The 15,282-nt window shown below is 70.8% G+C and carries 12 protein-coding genes and 1 pseudogene; 8 read left to right on the forward strand and 5 right to left on the reverse strand.

Features of this window, described 5'->3' with window-relative positions:
- Positions 1-10 precede the first annotated feature (10 nt).
- Entirely contained in the window at positions 11-958 is a 948-nt protein-coding gene (locus MRBLWH10_RS11980; RefSeq protein ID WP_341940039.1) for a Ppx/GppA family phosphatase, read from the forward strand.
- Positions 955-1,635, forward strand: coding sequence for a low molecular weight phosphatase family protein (locus MRBLWH10_RS11985; protein WP_341940040.1), 681 nt, complete (start codon positions 955-957; stop codon positions 1,633-1,635). Before MRBLWH10_RS11980 ends, MRBLWH10_RS11985 begins: the two co-directional genes overlap by 4 nt.
- An 8-nt stretch (positions 1,636-1,643) precedes the next feature.
- Here MRBLWH10_RS11985 and MRBLWH10_RS11990 read toward each other — a convergent pair whose 3' ends face one another.
- Positions 1,644-2,417, reverse strand: coding sequence for a CPBP family intramembrane glutamic endopeptidase (locus MRBLWH10_RS11990; protein ID WP_341940041.1), 774 nt, complete (start codon positions 2,415-2,417; stop codon positions 1,644-1,646).
- Between the two features lie 86 nt (positions 2,418-2,503).
- Here MRBLWH10_RS11990 and MRBLWH10_RS11995 point away from each other — a divergent pair, with 86 nt between their 5' ends.
- Together MRBLWH10_RS11995 and MRBLWH10_RS12000 are read left to right on the forward strand one after the other, a co-directional pair.
- Positions 2,504-3,982, forward strand: coding sequence for a polysaccharide biosynthesis tyrosine autokinase (locus MRBLWH10_RS11995; protein ID WP_341940042.1), 1,479 nt, complete (start codon positions 2,504-2,506; stop codon positions 3,980-3,982).
- Between the two features lie 129 nt (positions 3,983-4,111).
- Positions 4,112-5,659 carry a sugar transferase gene (locus MRBLWH10_RS12000; RefSeq protein WP_341940043.1) on the forward strand — a complete coding sequence of 516 codons (1,548 nt, stop codon included), beginning with the start codon at positions 4,112-4,114 and terminating at the stop codon, positions 5,657-5,659.
- 19 nt (positions 5,660-5,678) lie between these two features.
- On the opposite strand, the gene MRBLWH10_RS12005 is transcribed toward MRBLWH10_RS12000, so the two are convergent.
- The gene (locus MRBLWH10_RS12005; protein WP_341940044.1) at positions 5,679-7,004 is read right to left on the reverse strand and encodes a hypothetical protein; all 1,326 of its coding nucleotides are present in this window, start codon (positions 7,002-7,004) and stop codon (positions 5,679-5,681) included.
- A gap of 28 nt (positions 7,005-7,032) precedes the next feature.
- Between MRBLWH10_RS12005 and MRBLWH10_RS12010 the strand changes: the two genes are divergently transcribed.
- Both MRBLWH10_RS12010 and MRBLWH10_RS12015 read left to right on the forward strand, forming a co-directional pair.
- The gene (locus tag MRBLWH10_RS12010; RefSeq protein ID WP_341940045.1) at positions 7,033-7,905 is read left to right on the forward strand and encodes a polysaccharide pyruvyl transferase family protein; all 873 of its coding nucleotides are present in this window, start codon (positions 7,033-7,035) and stop codon (positions 7,903-7,905) included.
- Positions 7,902-9,236, forward strand: coding sequence for an O-antigen ligase family protein (locus MRBLWH10_RS12015; protein ID WP_341940046.1), 1,335 nt, complete (start codon positions 7,902-7,904; stop codon positions 9,234-9,236). Before MRBLWH10_RS12010 ends, MRBLWH10_RS12015 begins: the two co-directional genes overlap by 4 nt.
- 9 nt (positions 9,237-9,245) lie before the next feature.
- On the opposite strand, the pseudogene MRBLWH10_RS12020 reads toward MRBLWH10_RS12015, so the two are convergent.
- Positions 9,246-9,929 (reverse strand): annotated as a pseudogene (locus MRBLWH10_RS12020) (glycosyltransferase family 4 protein); the annotation flags it as partial.
- Positions 9,930-10,419: 490 nt separating this feature from the next.
- On the opposite strand from MRBLWH10_RS12020, the gene MRBLWH10_RS12025 reads away from it, so the two are divergent.
- Both MRBLWH10_RS12025 and MRBLWH10_RS12030 read left to right on the forward strand, forming a co-directional pair.
- A complete protein-coding gene (locus MRBLWH10_RS12025; protein WP_341940047.1) occupies positions 10,420-12,240 on the forward strand; it encodes a DUF4012 domain-containing protein in 1,821 nt (606 codons plus the stop codon).
- A gap of 117 nt (positions 12,241-12,357) precedes the next feature.
- A complete protein-coding gene (locus MRBLWH10_RS12030; RefSeq protein WP_341940048.1) occupies positions 12,358-12,933 on the forward strand; it encodes a cell wall protein in 576 nt (191 codons plus the stop codon).
- A gap of 48 nt (positions 12,934-12,981) precedes the next feature.
- On the opposite strand, the gene MRBLWH10_RS12035 is transcribed toward MRBLWH10_RS12030, so the two are convergent.
- Both MRBLWH10_RS12035 and glmM read right to left on the reverse strand, forming a co-directional pair.
- The gene (locus MRBLWH10_RS12035; protein ID WP_341940049.1) at positions 12,982-13,833 is read right to left on the reverse strand and encodes a patatin-like phospholipase family protein; all 852 of its coding nucleotides are present in this window, start codon (positions 13,831-13,833) and stop codon (positions 12,982-12,984) included.
- A gap of 76 nt (positions 13,834-13,909) precedes the next feature.
- A complete protein-coding gene (gene glmM, locus MRBLWH10_RS12040; RefSeq protein ID WP_105672678.1) occupies positions 13,910-15,268 on the reverse strand; it encodes a phosphoglucosamine mutase in 1,359 nt (452 codons plus the stop codon).
- Between the last annotated feature and the right edge of the window lie 14 nt (positions 15,269-15,282).

The raw sequence follows: 15,282 nt of genomic DNA on the forward strand, positions 1-15,282 counted from the left end.
GTCTCTTCCCGTGCGCTTGGGAGTCCTCGATATCGGATCGAACACCGTCCATATGCTCGCGGCGGACGTCCGCCCCGGCGGGAGGCCTCTCGCGACGACGAGCGACCGCACCGTGCTGCGGCTCATGCGCTATCTCACCCCGGACGGCGCGATCTCCGAAGAGGGCGTCCTGGCACTCGAGGCCGCGGTCACGCAGGCGCGCAGGGTCGCCGCGGAGGAGCGGGTGGACGAGCTGCTCGCGACGGCCACCAGCGCGGTGCGCGACGCCCGCAACGGCGCCGACGTGATCGCGCGCATCGAGAAGGCTCTCGGCCAGCCGCTGCAGGTGCTCGACGGAGAGACCGAGGCCGAGCTGACCTTCCTCGCCGTCCGACGGTGGTTCGGCTGGTCGGCCGGGCAGCTCCTGCTGCTCGACATCGGCGGCGGCTCTCTCGAGATCGCGGCCGGTGGCGACGAGATGCCGGATGCTGCGGCATCCGTCCCCCTGGGCGCCGGTCGGATGACCGTGCAGTTCCTTCCGAACGACCCGCCGGGCGAAGACGACGTCGAGCGTCTGCGCGAGCATGCCAGGACGACGCTCGCCGAGATCCTCCCCCGGTTCGCCGCGCTCCCCCGCCCCGACCACGTGGTCGGCTCCTCGAAGGCGATCCGCTCGCTCGCACGACTCGTCGGCTACCCGGTCCCCGGCTGGTCGGGGATCGAGCGGATGCTGCTGCCCCGCGCATCCCTCGGGTCCTGGATCCCCCGGCTGGCGCGCCTCCCCGCATCCGCTCGCCAGGAGCTGCCCGGCATCACGCCCGACCGCACGTTCCAGATCGTCGCTGCGGCCGTCTCCCTGCACACCGCGATGACGGTGCTCGACATCGACGAGCTGGAGGTCTCGCCGTGGGCGCTGCGCGAAGGCGTGCTGCTGCGCTACATCGAGCAGCTCAACTGGAGCAGCGGCGCGGGGCGATGAAGGATCTCGACTCCTTCGACGCGCCAGCGGACCGGAGCGCGCCGCGGGCGCTCGGCCGGTCCTCCGATGCGTCGGCGGACACCGGGACGCCCGTGATCCTCACCGTCTGCACGGGCAACATCTGCCGGTCCCCCCTGGCGGAGACCGTGCTCCGCGCCCGCCTGCACGGGGTCGACGCGACCGTGCACAGCGCAGGCACCCACGCGCCGGTCGGCGCCGAGATGACGGGCATGTCTCAGGAGATCGCCGTGGCGCACGGAGCCTCCCCCGATGACGTCATGACACACCGCGCCCGGTGGCTGACCGAGCCGATCGCCGCGGGAGCCGACCTGATCCTCGCCATGTCCCGCGAGCATCGGACAGCGTCCGTCGAGCTCGCTCCCTCGGCTCTGCGGCGCGCGTTCACCGTGCGGGAGTTCGCCGCGCTCTCCACCGCTCTGGACGACGACGCCATCCGCCGGACCGCGGATGCCGCGGGCACGGCCCCGCGTGCGCGCCTCGCCGCCGTGCTGGCCCTCGTCGCTGGGCGACGAGGGCAGATGCCCCCCGCCAGAACGCAGGACGACGATGTGATCGACCCCTATCGTCGCGATCGCGCCGTGTACGAGGAGTCCGCGTCGCAGCTGATCCCCGCCGTGGACGAGGTCGCCAGAGTCCTGCGAGCCGCGCTGCTCTGAGCGGCCGGTCAGCCGAGCAGCGTCCCGGCGACGATCAGCCCGACCCCGCTCAGGTTGAACACGATGTGCACCAGCACCGCGGGCCAGATCCGCCCGGTGAGCACGACGAGCGCGCCGGTCGCGATGCCGAGGAGCGTCAGCGCGACCGCGGCATCCGGCGTCAGAGCCGACACGAGCTGATGCGTCAGGACGAAGAGCACGGTGGTGACCGCGACCGATACGACGCCGGCCCTCCGGATGCCGGCGCCCTGACGATCCGGCGATGCTCTCCGCGCGCTCCGTCTCACCGCGCTGAACAGGGCGACGAGGAGAACCCCGCGGAAGAAGAGCTCCTCGATCACGGGGGCCACGATCCCCCCGGCCAGAAGATCCTCCGCCCACCAGAGCCTCGGCAGCGAGCCGTCCAGGGATGCGTATGACGGGAGGGCGCCGGAGCCTCCGAACGCGACCGCCGACCAGCCCTGCACGATCCTCAGTACGAGGCCGAGGACGACGCCGTAGAGCAGGTCCACCGGGCGGACGGCGAGCAGCCCCCGGGGGATCCCCCTCCGGAACGCGAGGATGACGGGTGTCAGCAGCGCCGCCCACAGCGCGGCCTGGCCCCACACGCCTCCGAAGAGCATCCCCAGCCACGCCCCCAGGAGCATGCCGGCGCCGAGGCCGATCACGCTCCAGCCGATGAGCTCGCCGTTCCAGGCGCGCACGGTCGAGCCGCCGCTCCACCACGCGCTCCGTCGAGGCGCGCGCGAGCGATGCGACGGGTCAACGGCGGAGTCGGTCATCGGGATCCACCGTAGCGCCAACCGGAATATCAGAATGCTGTTCCTATGCGACAATGAACCGCCAAGGGGAACCGACGAGAGGCGACATGGAGCTCAGCGACTACATCCGCATCCTGCGCAAGAGCTGGCTCGCGATCGTGATCGCGACGCTGCTCGGACTCGCCGCCGCCGCCGGATACTCCCTCACCCGCACGCCGATGTACGAGTCGCAGAGCGTGGTCTTCGTGCAGTCGCAGGCGGGCAGCACCGTGACCGAGCTGCAGCAGGGGTCGTCCTTCGCGCAGTCCCGCATCACGACGTACGTCAGCCTGGTGCGCGAACCCGTCGTGATGAACCCCGTGATCACCCAGCTCGGCCTCGACGCCTCGGCCGACGACCTGGCCGAGAACGTGAGGTCGTCGAGCCCGCTGAACAGCACGCTGATCCAGATCACGGTGCAGGACCCCGATCCCGTCATGGCGGCCGACATCGCCAACGCGCTCGGTGCGAGCCTCGCCGCGGCCGTGGAGCGCATCGACACCCCCGCCGGCCAGGACCAGAGCGCCATCAAGCTCACCAGGGTGCGGGATGCAGCCGCCGCGTACGCCCCCGTCAGCCCCAACATCCCGCTGAACCTCGCCCTCGGCCTGCTCGTCGGCCTCGCGATCGGCATCGGCATCGCCGTGCTGCGGTCGGTGCTGGACAATCGCGTCCGCTCCCCCCGCGACGTGGAGGACCTCACCGATCGACCGCTGATCGGCGCCATCCCGCTCGACCCGAAGGCGAAGGAGCGGCCGCTCATCATCCAGGCCGATCCGCTCAACCCGCGCTCCGAGGCGTTCCGCTCGCTGCGCACGAACCTGCAGTTCCTGGAGATGGACGGCGGCCACACGTTCGTCATCACCTCCAGCATCCCGACGGAGGGCAAGTCCACGACGACGCTCAACCTGGCGATCGCGCTCGCCGACAGTGGCAAGCGCGTGGCTCTGGTGGACACCGACCTGCGCAAGCCGAAGGTCGCCGAGTACCTGGGCATCGAGGGCGGCACCGGCCTCACCGACGTCCTGATCGGCCGCGCCAAGGTGTCGGACGTGCTGCTGCCCTGGGGCAATCGCTCGATGTACGTGCTCCCCGCGGGCAAGATCCCGCCGAACCCGAGCGAGCTGCTCGGCTCCGCCCGGATGCAGAAACTCCTCGACGCGCTGGCGGAGGAGTTCGACGTCGTGCTGTGCGACGCTCCTCCCCTGCTGCCGGTGACGGATGCCGCTGTGCTGTCCCGGGTGACGTCGGGGGCGATCATGGCGGTCGCCGTCGGCAGGACGACGACGCATCAGCTCCAGGGGGCTCTCGACGCCCTCGCGACCGTGGGCGCGAAGGTCGCCGGAGTGGTCCTGACGATGGTCCCGACGAAGGGCGCCGACGCGTACACCTACGGGTACGGGTACGGGTACGGGTATGGATACGGGTACGGTCACGGCCACAAGGCGGGCGCCTCGGCGGCGAAGAGGCGCTCGACCGGCAAGGCTGTGATGCCCACGGAGTCGGACTCGGCCGACGCGTTCGACGACCTGCTCAAGCGCGGCTGAGCCGCCAGCGCCCCGAGCCCCGGGCGGTTTGTTACATCCGCGTGAAATCCGCGACCTCGAGCACCTTCCGGCATCCTTCGCTCTGCTACTGTTCACGCGGGGGAAATACCAGAATATTACGAGGTCACAGTGACGTCGACACACGACATCGACGCGACGAAGAAGACGCAGGAAGAGAGTGACACCGGGGCGGGCGCAGACAGGAGAGCGCTCGGTTCCGCAGCCGGCAGCACGCGGGCCGCCTTCGACTGGCGCGCGCGCTACGCACGCAACCTCCGGATCACCGATCTCCTCGCGCTCATCTGGGTCGTGTACGGCACGCAGATCGCCTGGCTGGGATTCGGCAACACCTCGGTGCCGACCGACAACCTGCTGGGCGTGGGCAACATCTCCTACTGGCTCTTCTCCGCGGGGCTCGTCATCGCCTGGGCCTGCGCGCTCGGCCTCGCCGACTCCCGCAGCCATCGCGTGATCGGCACCGGAACGACGGAGTACGTCCGGGTCGCGCGCGCCAGCCTCGGCGTCTTCGGCATGATCGCGATCGTCGCCTTCCTGACCAAGTCGGAGGTCGCACGCGGCTACCTGCTGATCAGTCTCCCCGCGGGCATCGTCACGCTCGCGCTCGTCCGGTGGCTCTGGCGCCAGTGGCTGGTGTCCAACCGTCGCGCCGGAGGCTACTCGGCACGCGTCCTCCTCGTGGGATCCGGCGAGTCGGTGACGGCGATCGCCAACGAGCTCCGCCGAGTGTCCGACGCCGGCTACACGGTCGTCGGGGCGTGCATCCCCGGCGCGCGGGTCGGAGACCTCGTCCCCGGTACGGACGTCCCCGTCGTCGGCTCCGTCGACGACGTCGAGTTGGGCCTCGTGCGCACGGGCGCCGACACCGTCGCGGTCACCAGCACCGGCGACCTGCCGCCCTCGCGGCTGAAGCAGATCTCCTGGTCTCTGGAGGCCGGGCGACAGCACCTCGTGCTCGCTCCGAGCATCACCGACATCGCGGGGCCGCGCATCCACTCGCGCCCCGTCGCCGGCCTCCCCCTCATCCACGTCGAGATCCCCCGGTTCAGCTCGGGGCAGCGCATCGTCAAGCGCACCATGGACATCATCGGCGCGCTCGCGCTCATCGCGCTCTCCTCGCCGCTCCTCCTCGGCGTCGCGATCGCCGTGAAGGCCACGAGCCCCGGCCCCCTCCTCTTCGCCCAGGAGCGGATCGGACTGAAGGGCACCCCGTTCAGGATGCTGAAGTTCCGATCCATGCGCGTGGGAGCCGACGCCGAGCTCCGCGCCCTGCTCGATGCCCAGGGCACGAGCGAGACGCCGCTGTTCAAGGTGAAGGACGACCCGCGGATCACACCGGTCGGACGGTTCATCCGCAAGTACTCGCTCGACGAGCTGCCGCAGTTCTTCAACGTGCTCGGAGGATCGATGAGCCTCGTCGGCCCCCGCCCCCAGGTGGCCGCCGAGGTCGCCCTGTACTCCGACGCCGCGCGGCGGCGGCTCCTCGCCAGACCCGGGGTCTCCGGCCTCTGGCAGGTCAGCGGCCGCTCGACCACGACGTGGGAGGAGACGGTCCGCCTCGACCTGTACTACGTGGAGAACTGGTCGCTCCTCGGCGACATCGGCATCCTGCTCAAGACGCTGAGAGCGGTGATCCTGCCGGGGAACAGCGCCCACTAGCGTGCAGCGATCGACCCCGTCAGACGCCCGTTACCGCGACCACGACGCCCGCGACGGCGAGCAGGGCGACGCAGGCGGCCACCGGGAGCGCGATCCTGCGGAGCATCAGCCTGGTGGCGTCCCGCGTGACCGGGTCGGGGTTGAAGGAACCCAGCACGGCGGCGACCGCGGCCAGCGTCACGGGAGCGACCGCGTAGACCCAGGACAGCCCCTGAAGGGTGTCCGGTCGCATCACGACGGTCGCGAGCGCCCACAGCACCACAGAGCCGCCTGACGCGGTGAGCAGCCCGATCGCGGAGCCGGTCCGGAGCTGGATGGCCGACGAGGCGTAGTACACGGCGAGCGCCGGCACGGTGAGGCCCAGCGGCGCGGCGACCGCGAGGGGCACGGCGACGCCCGACACCATCGGGAGCACGAGATAGAAGATCAGAGTGATCACGGTGCTCGCCAGCGCGAGGGCGCCGTAGCCGATCGAGGAGGCCCGCACAGCCGCGGTCAGCGCGGGGTCGTCGGCCATCTGCATCCGCACCGAGAGCAGCGCGTGGACGGAGTTGATCAGGACGCTGACCATCGTGACACCGAGGGCGGCCAGATGAGCCTGCTCCAGCAGAGCGGGGGCGCCGGCGACGATGGCCGAGAGCCGGATGCCCTGCATGAGCACGGCGAACAGGGCCAGATGCGGCACCAGCACAGTCGCCATCGCGAGCGTCCTCGCGGCCTCTCCCCCCGGCGCGGACGGATGCGCGGACAGCAGCCCTCGCATCCCGAACCAGATCCCGGCGCACAGCACGGTCATCACGGCGACGGTCGCCGTCGCGGCGAGGTCGAGCGGAAGCCCGAGTCCAGCGAAGAGCATCCACGCCAGCGGCAGGATCGGGTTGAGCAGGCCCCCAGCGGCCATCAGGAGAGTCGACTCCCTGATGCGGGCGACCTGCGCCGCGATCAGCCACGTCCCCATCCCTGCCGCATAGGACGCGGTCAGCGCACCGGTCTCCACGGGGAGGCCCGCGATGCCGACGATGGAGAGCACGATCCCGACCCCGAGCGCGACGGCGAGGATGCCGCAGACGATCCGCAGAGGCACCGCCCACGCGCCTGGGCGCAGGTGGCTCCCGTCCGCCCCACGGCGGAACGCGTTGGGGAGCGTAACCGGTATACCGATAGTCAGGGGCAACGCTAGGATGGGGCCCAGCGCGAAGGCCACGATCGCGGGCTCCTGTTCCATCCCGCTCGCGATGCGCGGAAGGACCATCCACGCGACCATCCCCGCCCCCGCGGAGGCCAGCTGGATCGCCGCGAAGCGCAGCCTGTGCCACGCAGGACCGACGGTCGCCGATTCGCCCATAGCAGGCCCTTCCCGGAAGGAACGAAGCTTGACCCTCGCACTCCACTGGTGGCGGCCACTCGGCAATCCTCGCACAGCCGCCGGGGAGCTCCTGCGACACGGGTCGGCATGGGCGCACGCCGTCAGGATGGGCGGTGCTCCCCTCAACTTCGGAGACGAGGCCAGCCGCGTGGCCCTCGGCGAGCTCAGCAGACGCCCGATCAGACGCAGCGGAATCGGCTCCGCGGACGTCCTGGGCGTCGGGTCGATCCTCAACAGGGCGTGGAAGGCGCAGCCCGACGCGACGGTGTTCGGAAGCGGACTCCGCGAGCCCGACCACAGGCCGCTCCCGATGGCCGCCGACCGCATCCTCGCCGTCAGGGGCACCCTGACCCGCGAGGCCCTGGGCCTCCCCTCGACGCAGACCCTCGGCGATCCCGCCCTGGTCGTCGGCGACGTCTACGGAGGCGGCCCTGCGATCAGGAAGAGCGCCCCGCTGTTCATCCCCCACTTCACGATGCTCGCCGAGCGCGCCGGTCGCGCTCATCTCTCCGGCATCCGCGCCCGCGGGTGGGACGTGCAGCTGCCGACCACCACCCCTCTCGCCGTGGCGGAGGCCATCCGGAGCGCCCCGGTCGTCGCGACGAACAGTCTCCACGGGGTCGTCTTCGCTCATGCACTGGGCACGCCGGTGGTCGCGGTCGACGTGGCCGGGCACGCCGAACCCGACTTCAAGTACGACGACTACCTGTCGGTGTTCGGACTGCGGCATCGTCCCACCGACATCACGGTCGTCGCAGACCTCTCGGCAGCCGCGCTGATCGATCAGGTCGCCGCGCAGACCGAGATCGTACGGGCGGCCCTCCCCGCGCTCGTGGCGGGCCTGCACAGGGCGGCGGCGCCGTTGCGGAGCACGTCATGACCATCGAGGCCGTCGTCGCCCTCGGGATCTGCGCGGTCGTGGCGGCCTCGATCGTCACGACGAGGATCGGACTCGTCGCCACCGTGGCGTACGCCGCCTTCTTCTCCCTCGCCCTCGTGCCGGTGTCGCTGATCTCCGACTCCGGCGCCTTCCACGTGGGGATCGCCGGTTCCTCCCCCGACCTGCGCACGTTCACCCTCGTCATCGCGGTCGGCGCCGTGCTCCTCACCTTCATCGCGAAACCCCCTCTCGTGGGGATCTTCGTCCCGCTGCTGCTCTGGATCGCGATCGGCGCCCTCTTCATCTGGCCCTCGGACCCGCCGGGCATCGCCGGCGTCGTGCAGCTCTGCATCGCCGTCCTCGCCTGGGGGATCGGGATGCGCGCGGCCCGCTCCGACCCTGACTCGAGGCTGCGCCGCGGCCTGATCGTCCTGATCGTCATCGTGGTGCTCGCGCACTCCGGAGTCGCCGTGCTGCAGGCGCTGGGTCTGAACATCAACGCCGTGGCCGCCGCCGACCAGGAGATCCTCGGCTCCCGCGTGAACGGGCTGTCGAACCACCCCAACAACCTCGGGAAGATCCTGGTCATCTCGATCGCGCTCCTGCTGAGTCTGCTGAACTCCGCGAAGGACCGCGCCCGGCTCATCTGGATCACGATCGGCGTCGCCTTCGTCCCGTTGGTGCTCGCCCAGGGCCGGGCGAACCTCGCCGCGGCCGCGGCCCTCGTGACCGGCTGGGTCCTGCTGCAGCCGTCCCTGCACCTCTCCCGCAAGCTCTCGGTGATCCTGGGCCTCGGCGTCGCCGGTCTCGCCGCGTCCGGTGTGATCATCACCCGGTTCGAGGAGGACCCCACGGGTGGCGTCCGCGGCGAGATCCTCTCGTACGCGGCCCGCATCGTGTCGACGTTCTTCTGGACGGGCACGGGCCCGAACCGCTACACGATCGAGAACGCCCCACTGACGGGCTCGTTCATCCCCGTCCACAACTCGTTCGTGCTCGCCCTCGCCGAGCTCGGCATCGTCGGCTTCGTCCTGCTCTTCGCACCGATCGTCGTCATGACCGTCGCCGCGTGGAGGCGACGCAACATGGTGTCGGCGAGCGGGGACGCCGCCCGCGCGATCGTCGCCAGCGCCCTGCCGATGGTGATGATCGCCTACACGGGCTGGGGGATGCTCGCGACGTCAGTGCTGTCGCTGGGGATGTTCTGCTTCGGATTCATGTGGGGCCAGGTCACGTCGCGCCCTCCCGTCGGCGAGCGCGACGCGCAGGCTCTCTCCGATGGCGCGGCTGTCGTACGCGTCCGCCGCCCACGCCTGCGCGCGCACGCCTAGCTCCGCACGCAGCTGCGGCGATCCGTGCAGGCGCTGCACAGCATCCGCCCATTCCGTCGGCGACTCCGCGACGAGGCAGTGGATGCCGTCGACCAGGCCGGCGCGTTCCGCCGAGATCCTCGTCGTCACGATCGCCCTGCCCAGCACGGCCGCCTCGATCAGCTTCATCTGCACGCCCGTGGCCATCTGGATCGGGACGATGCACACGTCCGCGGCGGCGTAGTAGGGCGCCACCTCGTCGACCGCGCCGATCAGCTCGACCCCGTCGGCGACGAGCGCACGGACATCGGGGCCGGCGCCGCGCCCGACGATGTACAGCGTTCCCCCCGCGCCGCGCCTGCGCAGCTCGGGGACCACGTGCTGGACGTACCACGCGAGCGCCTCGCGATTCGCCCGGTACGACAGCCGTCCGACGAACAGCGCCGATGACGGAGCCAACGTCACCGCCGCGCCGTCGCCCGGCGAGAGGTCGAGAGCGTGCGGCGAGCGCACGAGGCGGACGACTCCGTCCGGACGCAGTTCAGCGGGAGATGAGACGAGAACCGCGTCGGCTTCGTCGACGACCTGCTCCTCCGCGCGGCTCAGCCGGCCGGCCTCGATCCTCGCGATGACACGCCACAGCGGATTGCGGCCGGTGGCGAGCAGCTGGCGGTAGTAGTCGCTCCGGAACTCGTCGAGGTCGACGACGCGCATCCCCCGCGCCAGCGGCAGGAAGTTCGCCGAGCGGATGACGTTGAAGAAGACGATGTCGGGCGCGGTGTCGGCGATGGCGCGTCTGATCGCGGCGTCGGCTTTCCGCGCTCCGGTGAACGCCTGCTGCAGAGGCCGCCGCGAGAACACGGCGCATGCAGCGCGGGCGAGCCCGCCGATCCTGCCGAGACCCACGACGCGGACGTCGGTGCGCTCGGGGAGGAGGGCGATCAGCTCGCGCGCGTCTGCGGAGTCCTGGTCCGACCAGACGAGGAGGAGCGCGGTGACGTCGTAGTCCTCGACGAGGGCCTTCAGGATGCCGAGGCTGCGCGGGCGCTGCCGAGACGGCACCCACGGCGCGACGAAGAGGAGCCGCTCCCGTCCCTGCGATTCTCCATCGTCCACACCCGCTCCTTCGATGCCGAGGTCACTCACCCTGCGAGACTACGCGGTGCCGAGGCATCCGATATACCAATACGACTATCGTGTCCCTGTGACCTCCGCGCCCCGCACCTCCCGTCGTCGACGCCGGGCCGGGCGCATCTCCGCCTGGGTGTTCGGCGGCATCCTGCTCGCCGCCGCCGTGTGCGCGGTGTGGATCGGCATCCGCGGTTCCCTCGCCTACCAGCACCTGGAGAGCGCGAGCGAGGCGGCGGCCGAGGCCCCCTCCGTGCTGGCGGATCCCTCGGCGGCACCCGCCCTCATCCGACGCATCGCCGACGACACCTCCGCCGCGCGCGCCCTCACGGGCGACGCGATCTGGAAGGCCGGCGAGCACGTGCCCTGGATCGGGCCGCAGCTGGCCGCCGTGTCGACGGTGTCCGCAGCCCTCGACGACATCGCGTCGTACGCCCTGACCCCGCTCTCGCACATCGCGGCGACGTCCTCGCTCGACAGCATCCGCCCGAAGGAGGGAGTGATCGACCTCGCGCCCTTCACGGAGATCGCGCCCGCCGCGGCGACGAGTGCGGACGCGCTGGCCGCTGCACGCGAGACGATCGGCGACATCGATCCCGCTCCCCTGATCTCCCCCGTCCGCGCGGCCGTGGCACAGGTCTCCGATCTCGTCACCGGCGCCCACGAGGGCGTCGACGCCCTGCGTCGGGCCTCGGCTCTCGCACCGTCGATGCTCGGCGTCGACGGCCCGCGCGACTACCTGGTCGTCCTGCAGAACAACGCGGAGTGGCGCTCCCTCGGCGGGATCGCCGGAGCGATGCTGCAGCTGCACGTCGACAGCGGGCGCCTGACTCTCGTCGCCCAGAGCTCCTCGTCCGATTTCCCGATCTACGCAGAGCCCGTGCTCCCGCTCAGCGAGGAGGAGACGCAGCTCTTCGGCACTCAGCCGGGGCGCTTCGTGCAGAACGTCACGCAGATCCCCGACTTCACCCGCGGCGCCCCTGTCGCACGGGAGATGTGGCTGCGGCAGACCGGCGTCGAGGTCGACGGGGTCATCGCACTCGATCCCGTCGCGCTGTCGTACCTGCTCGCGGCGACCGGCCCCGTGACGCTTCCGACCGGCGACGCGCTCACCGGTGAGAACGCGGTCGACCTGCTGCTCAGCGGGGTGTACGAGCGCTACCGGGAACCCCGGGAGCAGGACGCGTTCTTCGCCGCATCCGCCGGTGCAGTCTTCGATGCCCTCGCCTCGGGGGCGGGGTCACCCGCGGGTCTCCTCGAGGCACTGGCCCGCGCCGGGGCCGAGCATCGGGTGCTGGTGTGGAACCACGACCCTGCGGAGCAAGCGATCCTCGACGCCACGACACTGCAGGGCGCCTTGCCCGAGACCGACGCGACGACGACCGCGTTCGGGGTCTACGTCAACGATGCGACCTCGGCGAAGATGGACGTCCACCAGACGCTCGAGACGCAGACGACGTGGTGGTGCGGGGCGGATCAGGCGCAGACCACCGTGACGATCCGCAACACCGCGCCTGCCGATGCCGCCGACCTCCCGAGCTACGTCACAGGCGGCGGCAGCCACGGCGTCCCGCCCGGTCAGGTGAAGACCGCCGTCTACGTGTACCTGCCCCAGGGCTCGACCCTGCTCTCGACGGATGCATCGGGAGAGGCGGTCACCCCCGGCATCGGGAGCGGGGTGGATGCCGGCCGTGACGTGTTGATGTGGACCGTTCAGCTCGCTCCGGGACAGACCGCGACCTTGACGGTGCGCGTGCGGACTCCGCACACGCCCGTGCTCCTCACGCGAGCGACCCCGACGATCGGCCAGGCGCCTCAGACCATTGGCCAGACGACTCCGACGAATGGCCAGGAGGAGTCCTCTGCCATTGCACAGGGTTGCGATATTCCGGGATAGTGATATTTAGGAGGGGGGCTTCTGGTGGGAGACCATCGCGGCTCCCCGCCTCGCTTAACGCTCGGAACCCTCACAGCCCTCCGAGTTCTTGCCCCACTCCCCCAGAGAGGCCCCGCCATGAAGCGCAGTTTCATCAAGGCAGCCGCCACGACCGCTCTCGTCGCCGGCGCACTGCTCCTCACCCCGGCCTTCGCCGGCGCAACGTCGTACACCCCTCCGTCCACCGGAACCGTCAGTGCGGCGACCGTCGCACCCGGCGGCACGTTCACCTTCTCCGCCCCCGCGGAGATCTTCGCCCCCGGCGAGAGCGTCACCATCAGCCTCACCGGAGAGAACGCCCTGGGCGCCTCGCTCGGCTTCGTGAAGTTCGCGATCGAGACCAAGGCTCTCGGCACCGTGACCGCCAGCAGCAACGGCGGCCTCGGAGCGGTCAGCATAAAGCTCCCCTCCAACGCCTCCGGCCGCTACTCGGTGCTGGCGACCTCGGAATCCAACCCGACCGGCATCGCCGCGTACGTCACCACGGACGCGGGCGCGGGCACGGGGACCGGCGATGACGGCCTCGCCGCCACCGGAGCCGACAGCTCCGCGCTCCTGCCCATCTGGATCGGCGGAGGCGCGCTCGTCCTGGCCGGCGGCGGCCTCGCCGTCGCGGCGACGGTCCGCCGCAACCGCAAGCACGAAGCAGCCTGATCTGACGAGAAAGGGGGTCCGGTCGAGAGACCGGACCCCCTCTTCTCGTCAGCGCCAGAAGTCCGAGAGCCCGCCTGCGAGCTCGAACCCCTGGGAGTGGCCGAGCAGCGCCGCTTCCGGGCGCAGGGTCAGGTCCATCGCCGATGCTCCGAACAGATGCACGGCGCCCTCACCGGGGACGATCACCTCGACGCGACTCCCCGTGGAGCGCAGCTCCTCGACCTGACTGACGAGGTCGCTTCCCCACTCGATCGGATGCCGCGACCGCCCGCCGAACGGTGAGAGCACGAGGACGCGCTCGCACCCGGCTGCCAGATCGGCGTTCTCATTGCGACGATAGCCGCCGTCCAGATAGCGCTCCTCGCCGATCGCGTACGCGAACCCGCTCGAGCAGCTCGCCGCGACGGCATCCGCCAGCTCGACACCGCTCTCCCGCGTGAACACCACCGGCTCGCCCGTGCGCGCGTCGACAGCCGTGATGCGCAGCTCCCGATCAGGCCAGTCCTGGCGCGGGAGCCTCCTCGCGACCATCTCGCGCCACCGCGTGGAGCGCGACCCGTCCTGGTCCATCGCCAAAGCGGCCTCACCGAGCCTGCGGCGCAGATCCTCGATGTCGGCGGAGGCGGCGATGATGTCGGCCGTCCTCGCCATGCCCTCGACTGCCGCCCTGGTCCGGTCGGGCCCGGCGCCCTGCGGGATCGGAACCAGCGATGCCGCGTACAGCTCTCCCACAGCGCCCGACAGCGCCTGGACGGCCGTCGTCGACCCCGCCGATGTGCCGACGACCACATCGGCGTCCGTGACGTCGAGCCCGCCGTCCGCGAGGCCGGCGAGGACGCCGAGAGCCCAGGCGTTGCCCGTGGACCCGCCGCCTCCGATGACCAGCGCCGTTCCGCTCATATCCCCTCCGCACCGCCTCGGATACGACGAAGCGGACGGAGGCCTTCCGGCATCCGTCCGCTTCCTCTCATGATGTTCAGAGCGCGAGACGCTCGCGCACGACGTCGGCGAGGCGCTCGGCATAGGTCTGCACCGATTCGGCATCCGCCGCCTCGACCATGACCCGCACCAGCGGCTCCGTGCCGGACTTGCGCAGCAGGACGCGCCCGGTGTCGCCGAGTTCGGCCTCCACCTCGCGAACCGCCGCCTGCACGACCTCGTCGCCCTCCAGGGCGTCCTTGTCGACGCCCCGCACGTTGATGAGCACCTGAGGGTAGACCTTCATGACGCTCGCGAGCTCGGCGATCGACTTCTTCTGCCGCGCCATCTCGCTCACCAGGTGCAGACCGGTCAGCAGGCCGTCTCCGGTGGTGGCGAACTCGCTCATGATCACGTGGCCCGACTGCTCGCCGCCGAGCGCGTATCCGCCCTCGTTCATGTCCTCGAGCACGTAGCGGTCTCCGACGGCGGTCTGCCGCACGGTGATCCCCTGCTCGCGCATGGCGACGTGCAGACCGAGGTTGCTCATCACGGTCGCGACGAGGGTGTCGTCGGTGAGGTGCCCGCGCTCCTTCATCGACACCGCGAGGATCGCCATGATCTGATCGCCGTCGATGACGTTGCCCTGGGCGTCGACCGCGAGGCAGCGATCCGCGTCGCCGTCGTGGGCGATGCCGATGTCGGCGCCCAGCCGGACGACGGCCTCGGCGAGGTTGTCGAGGTGGGTCGAGCCCACGCCGTCGTTGATGTTCAGACCGTCGGGGTCGGCCCCGATGACGGTCACGTTCGCACCCGCGTCTCGGAACGTCTCGGGTGAGACCCCCGCGGCCGCACCGTGCGCGCAGTCGAGCACCACGTGGATGCCGTCGAGCTGATGCGGCAGCGAACCGAGCAGGTGCACCACGTAGCGGTCCTCGGCATCCGCGAACCGGATGATGCGTCCGACGCCCGCGCCCGTCGGACGGAGCTTCTCGTCGGCCATCGCGGCCTCGATGCGCTCCTCCACGACGTCGGGGAGCTTGACCCCGCCTCGGGCGAAGATCTTGATCCCGTTGTCAGGAGCGGGGTTGTGCGACGCCGAGATCATGACACCGAAGTCGGCATCCCTGTCGGCGACGAGGAATGCGAGCGCCGGAGTCGGGATGACCCCGGCCTCGAGCACGTCGACCCCGGAGGATGCGAGCCCCGCGGCGACCGCCGCGGTGAGGAAGTGGCCGGAGACCCGGGGGTCGCGTGCCACAACTGCGGTGAGTCGCTTGCCTTCGGCTTTGCGAGCCTCCGCAGTACGGCCCTGGCCCAGGACGACAGCAGTCGCCTGGGCCAGGGTGAGCGCCAGATCGGCGGTGAGGATGCCATTGGCAAGTCCTCGCACGCCGTCCGTGCCAAAGATCGGCATCGGTCGGATGGACC

It is taken from the genome of Microbacterium sp. LWH10-1.2, assembly GCF_038397765.1.
Lineage (GTDB): Bacteria > Actinomycetota > Actinomycetes > Actinomycetales > Microbacteriaceae > Microbacterium > Microbacterium natoriense.

Coding starts and splice junctions, on each gene's coding strand:
- MRBLWH10_RS11985 (WP_341940040.1), top strand. CDS start 955: ATGAAGGATCTCGACTCCTTCGACGCGCCAGCGGACCGGAGCGCGCCG.
- MRBLWH10_RS11990 (WP_341940041.1), bottom strand. CDS start 2,417: ATGACCGACTCCGCCGTTGACCCGTCGCATCGCTCGCGCGCGCCTCGA.
- MRBLWH10_RS11995 (WP_341940042.1), top strand. CDS start 2,504: ATGGAGCTCAGCGACTACATCCGCATCCTGCGCAAGAGCTGGCTCGCG.
- MRBLWH10_RS12005 (WP_341940044.1), bottom strand. CDS start 7,004: ATGGGCGAATCGGCGACCGTCGGTCCTGCGTGGCACAGGCTGCGCTTC.
- MRBLWH10_RS12015 (WP_341940046.1), top strand. CDS start 7,902: ATGACCATCGAGGCCGTCGTCGCCCTCGGGATCTGCGCGGTCGTGGCG.
- MRBLWH10_RS12030 (WP_341940048.1), top strand. CDS start 12,358: ATGAAGCGCAGTTTCATCAAGGCAGCCGCCACGACCGCTCTCGTCGCC.
- MRBLWH10_RS12035 (WP_341940049.1), bottom strand. CDS start 13,833: ATGAGCGGAACGGCGCTGGTCATCGGAGGCGGCGGGTCCACGGGCAAC.
- glmM (WP_105672678.1), bottom strand. CDS start 15,268: ATGCCGATCTTTGGCACGGACGGCGTGCGAGGACTTGCCAATGGCATC.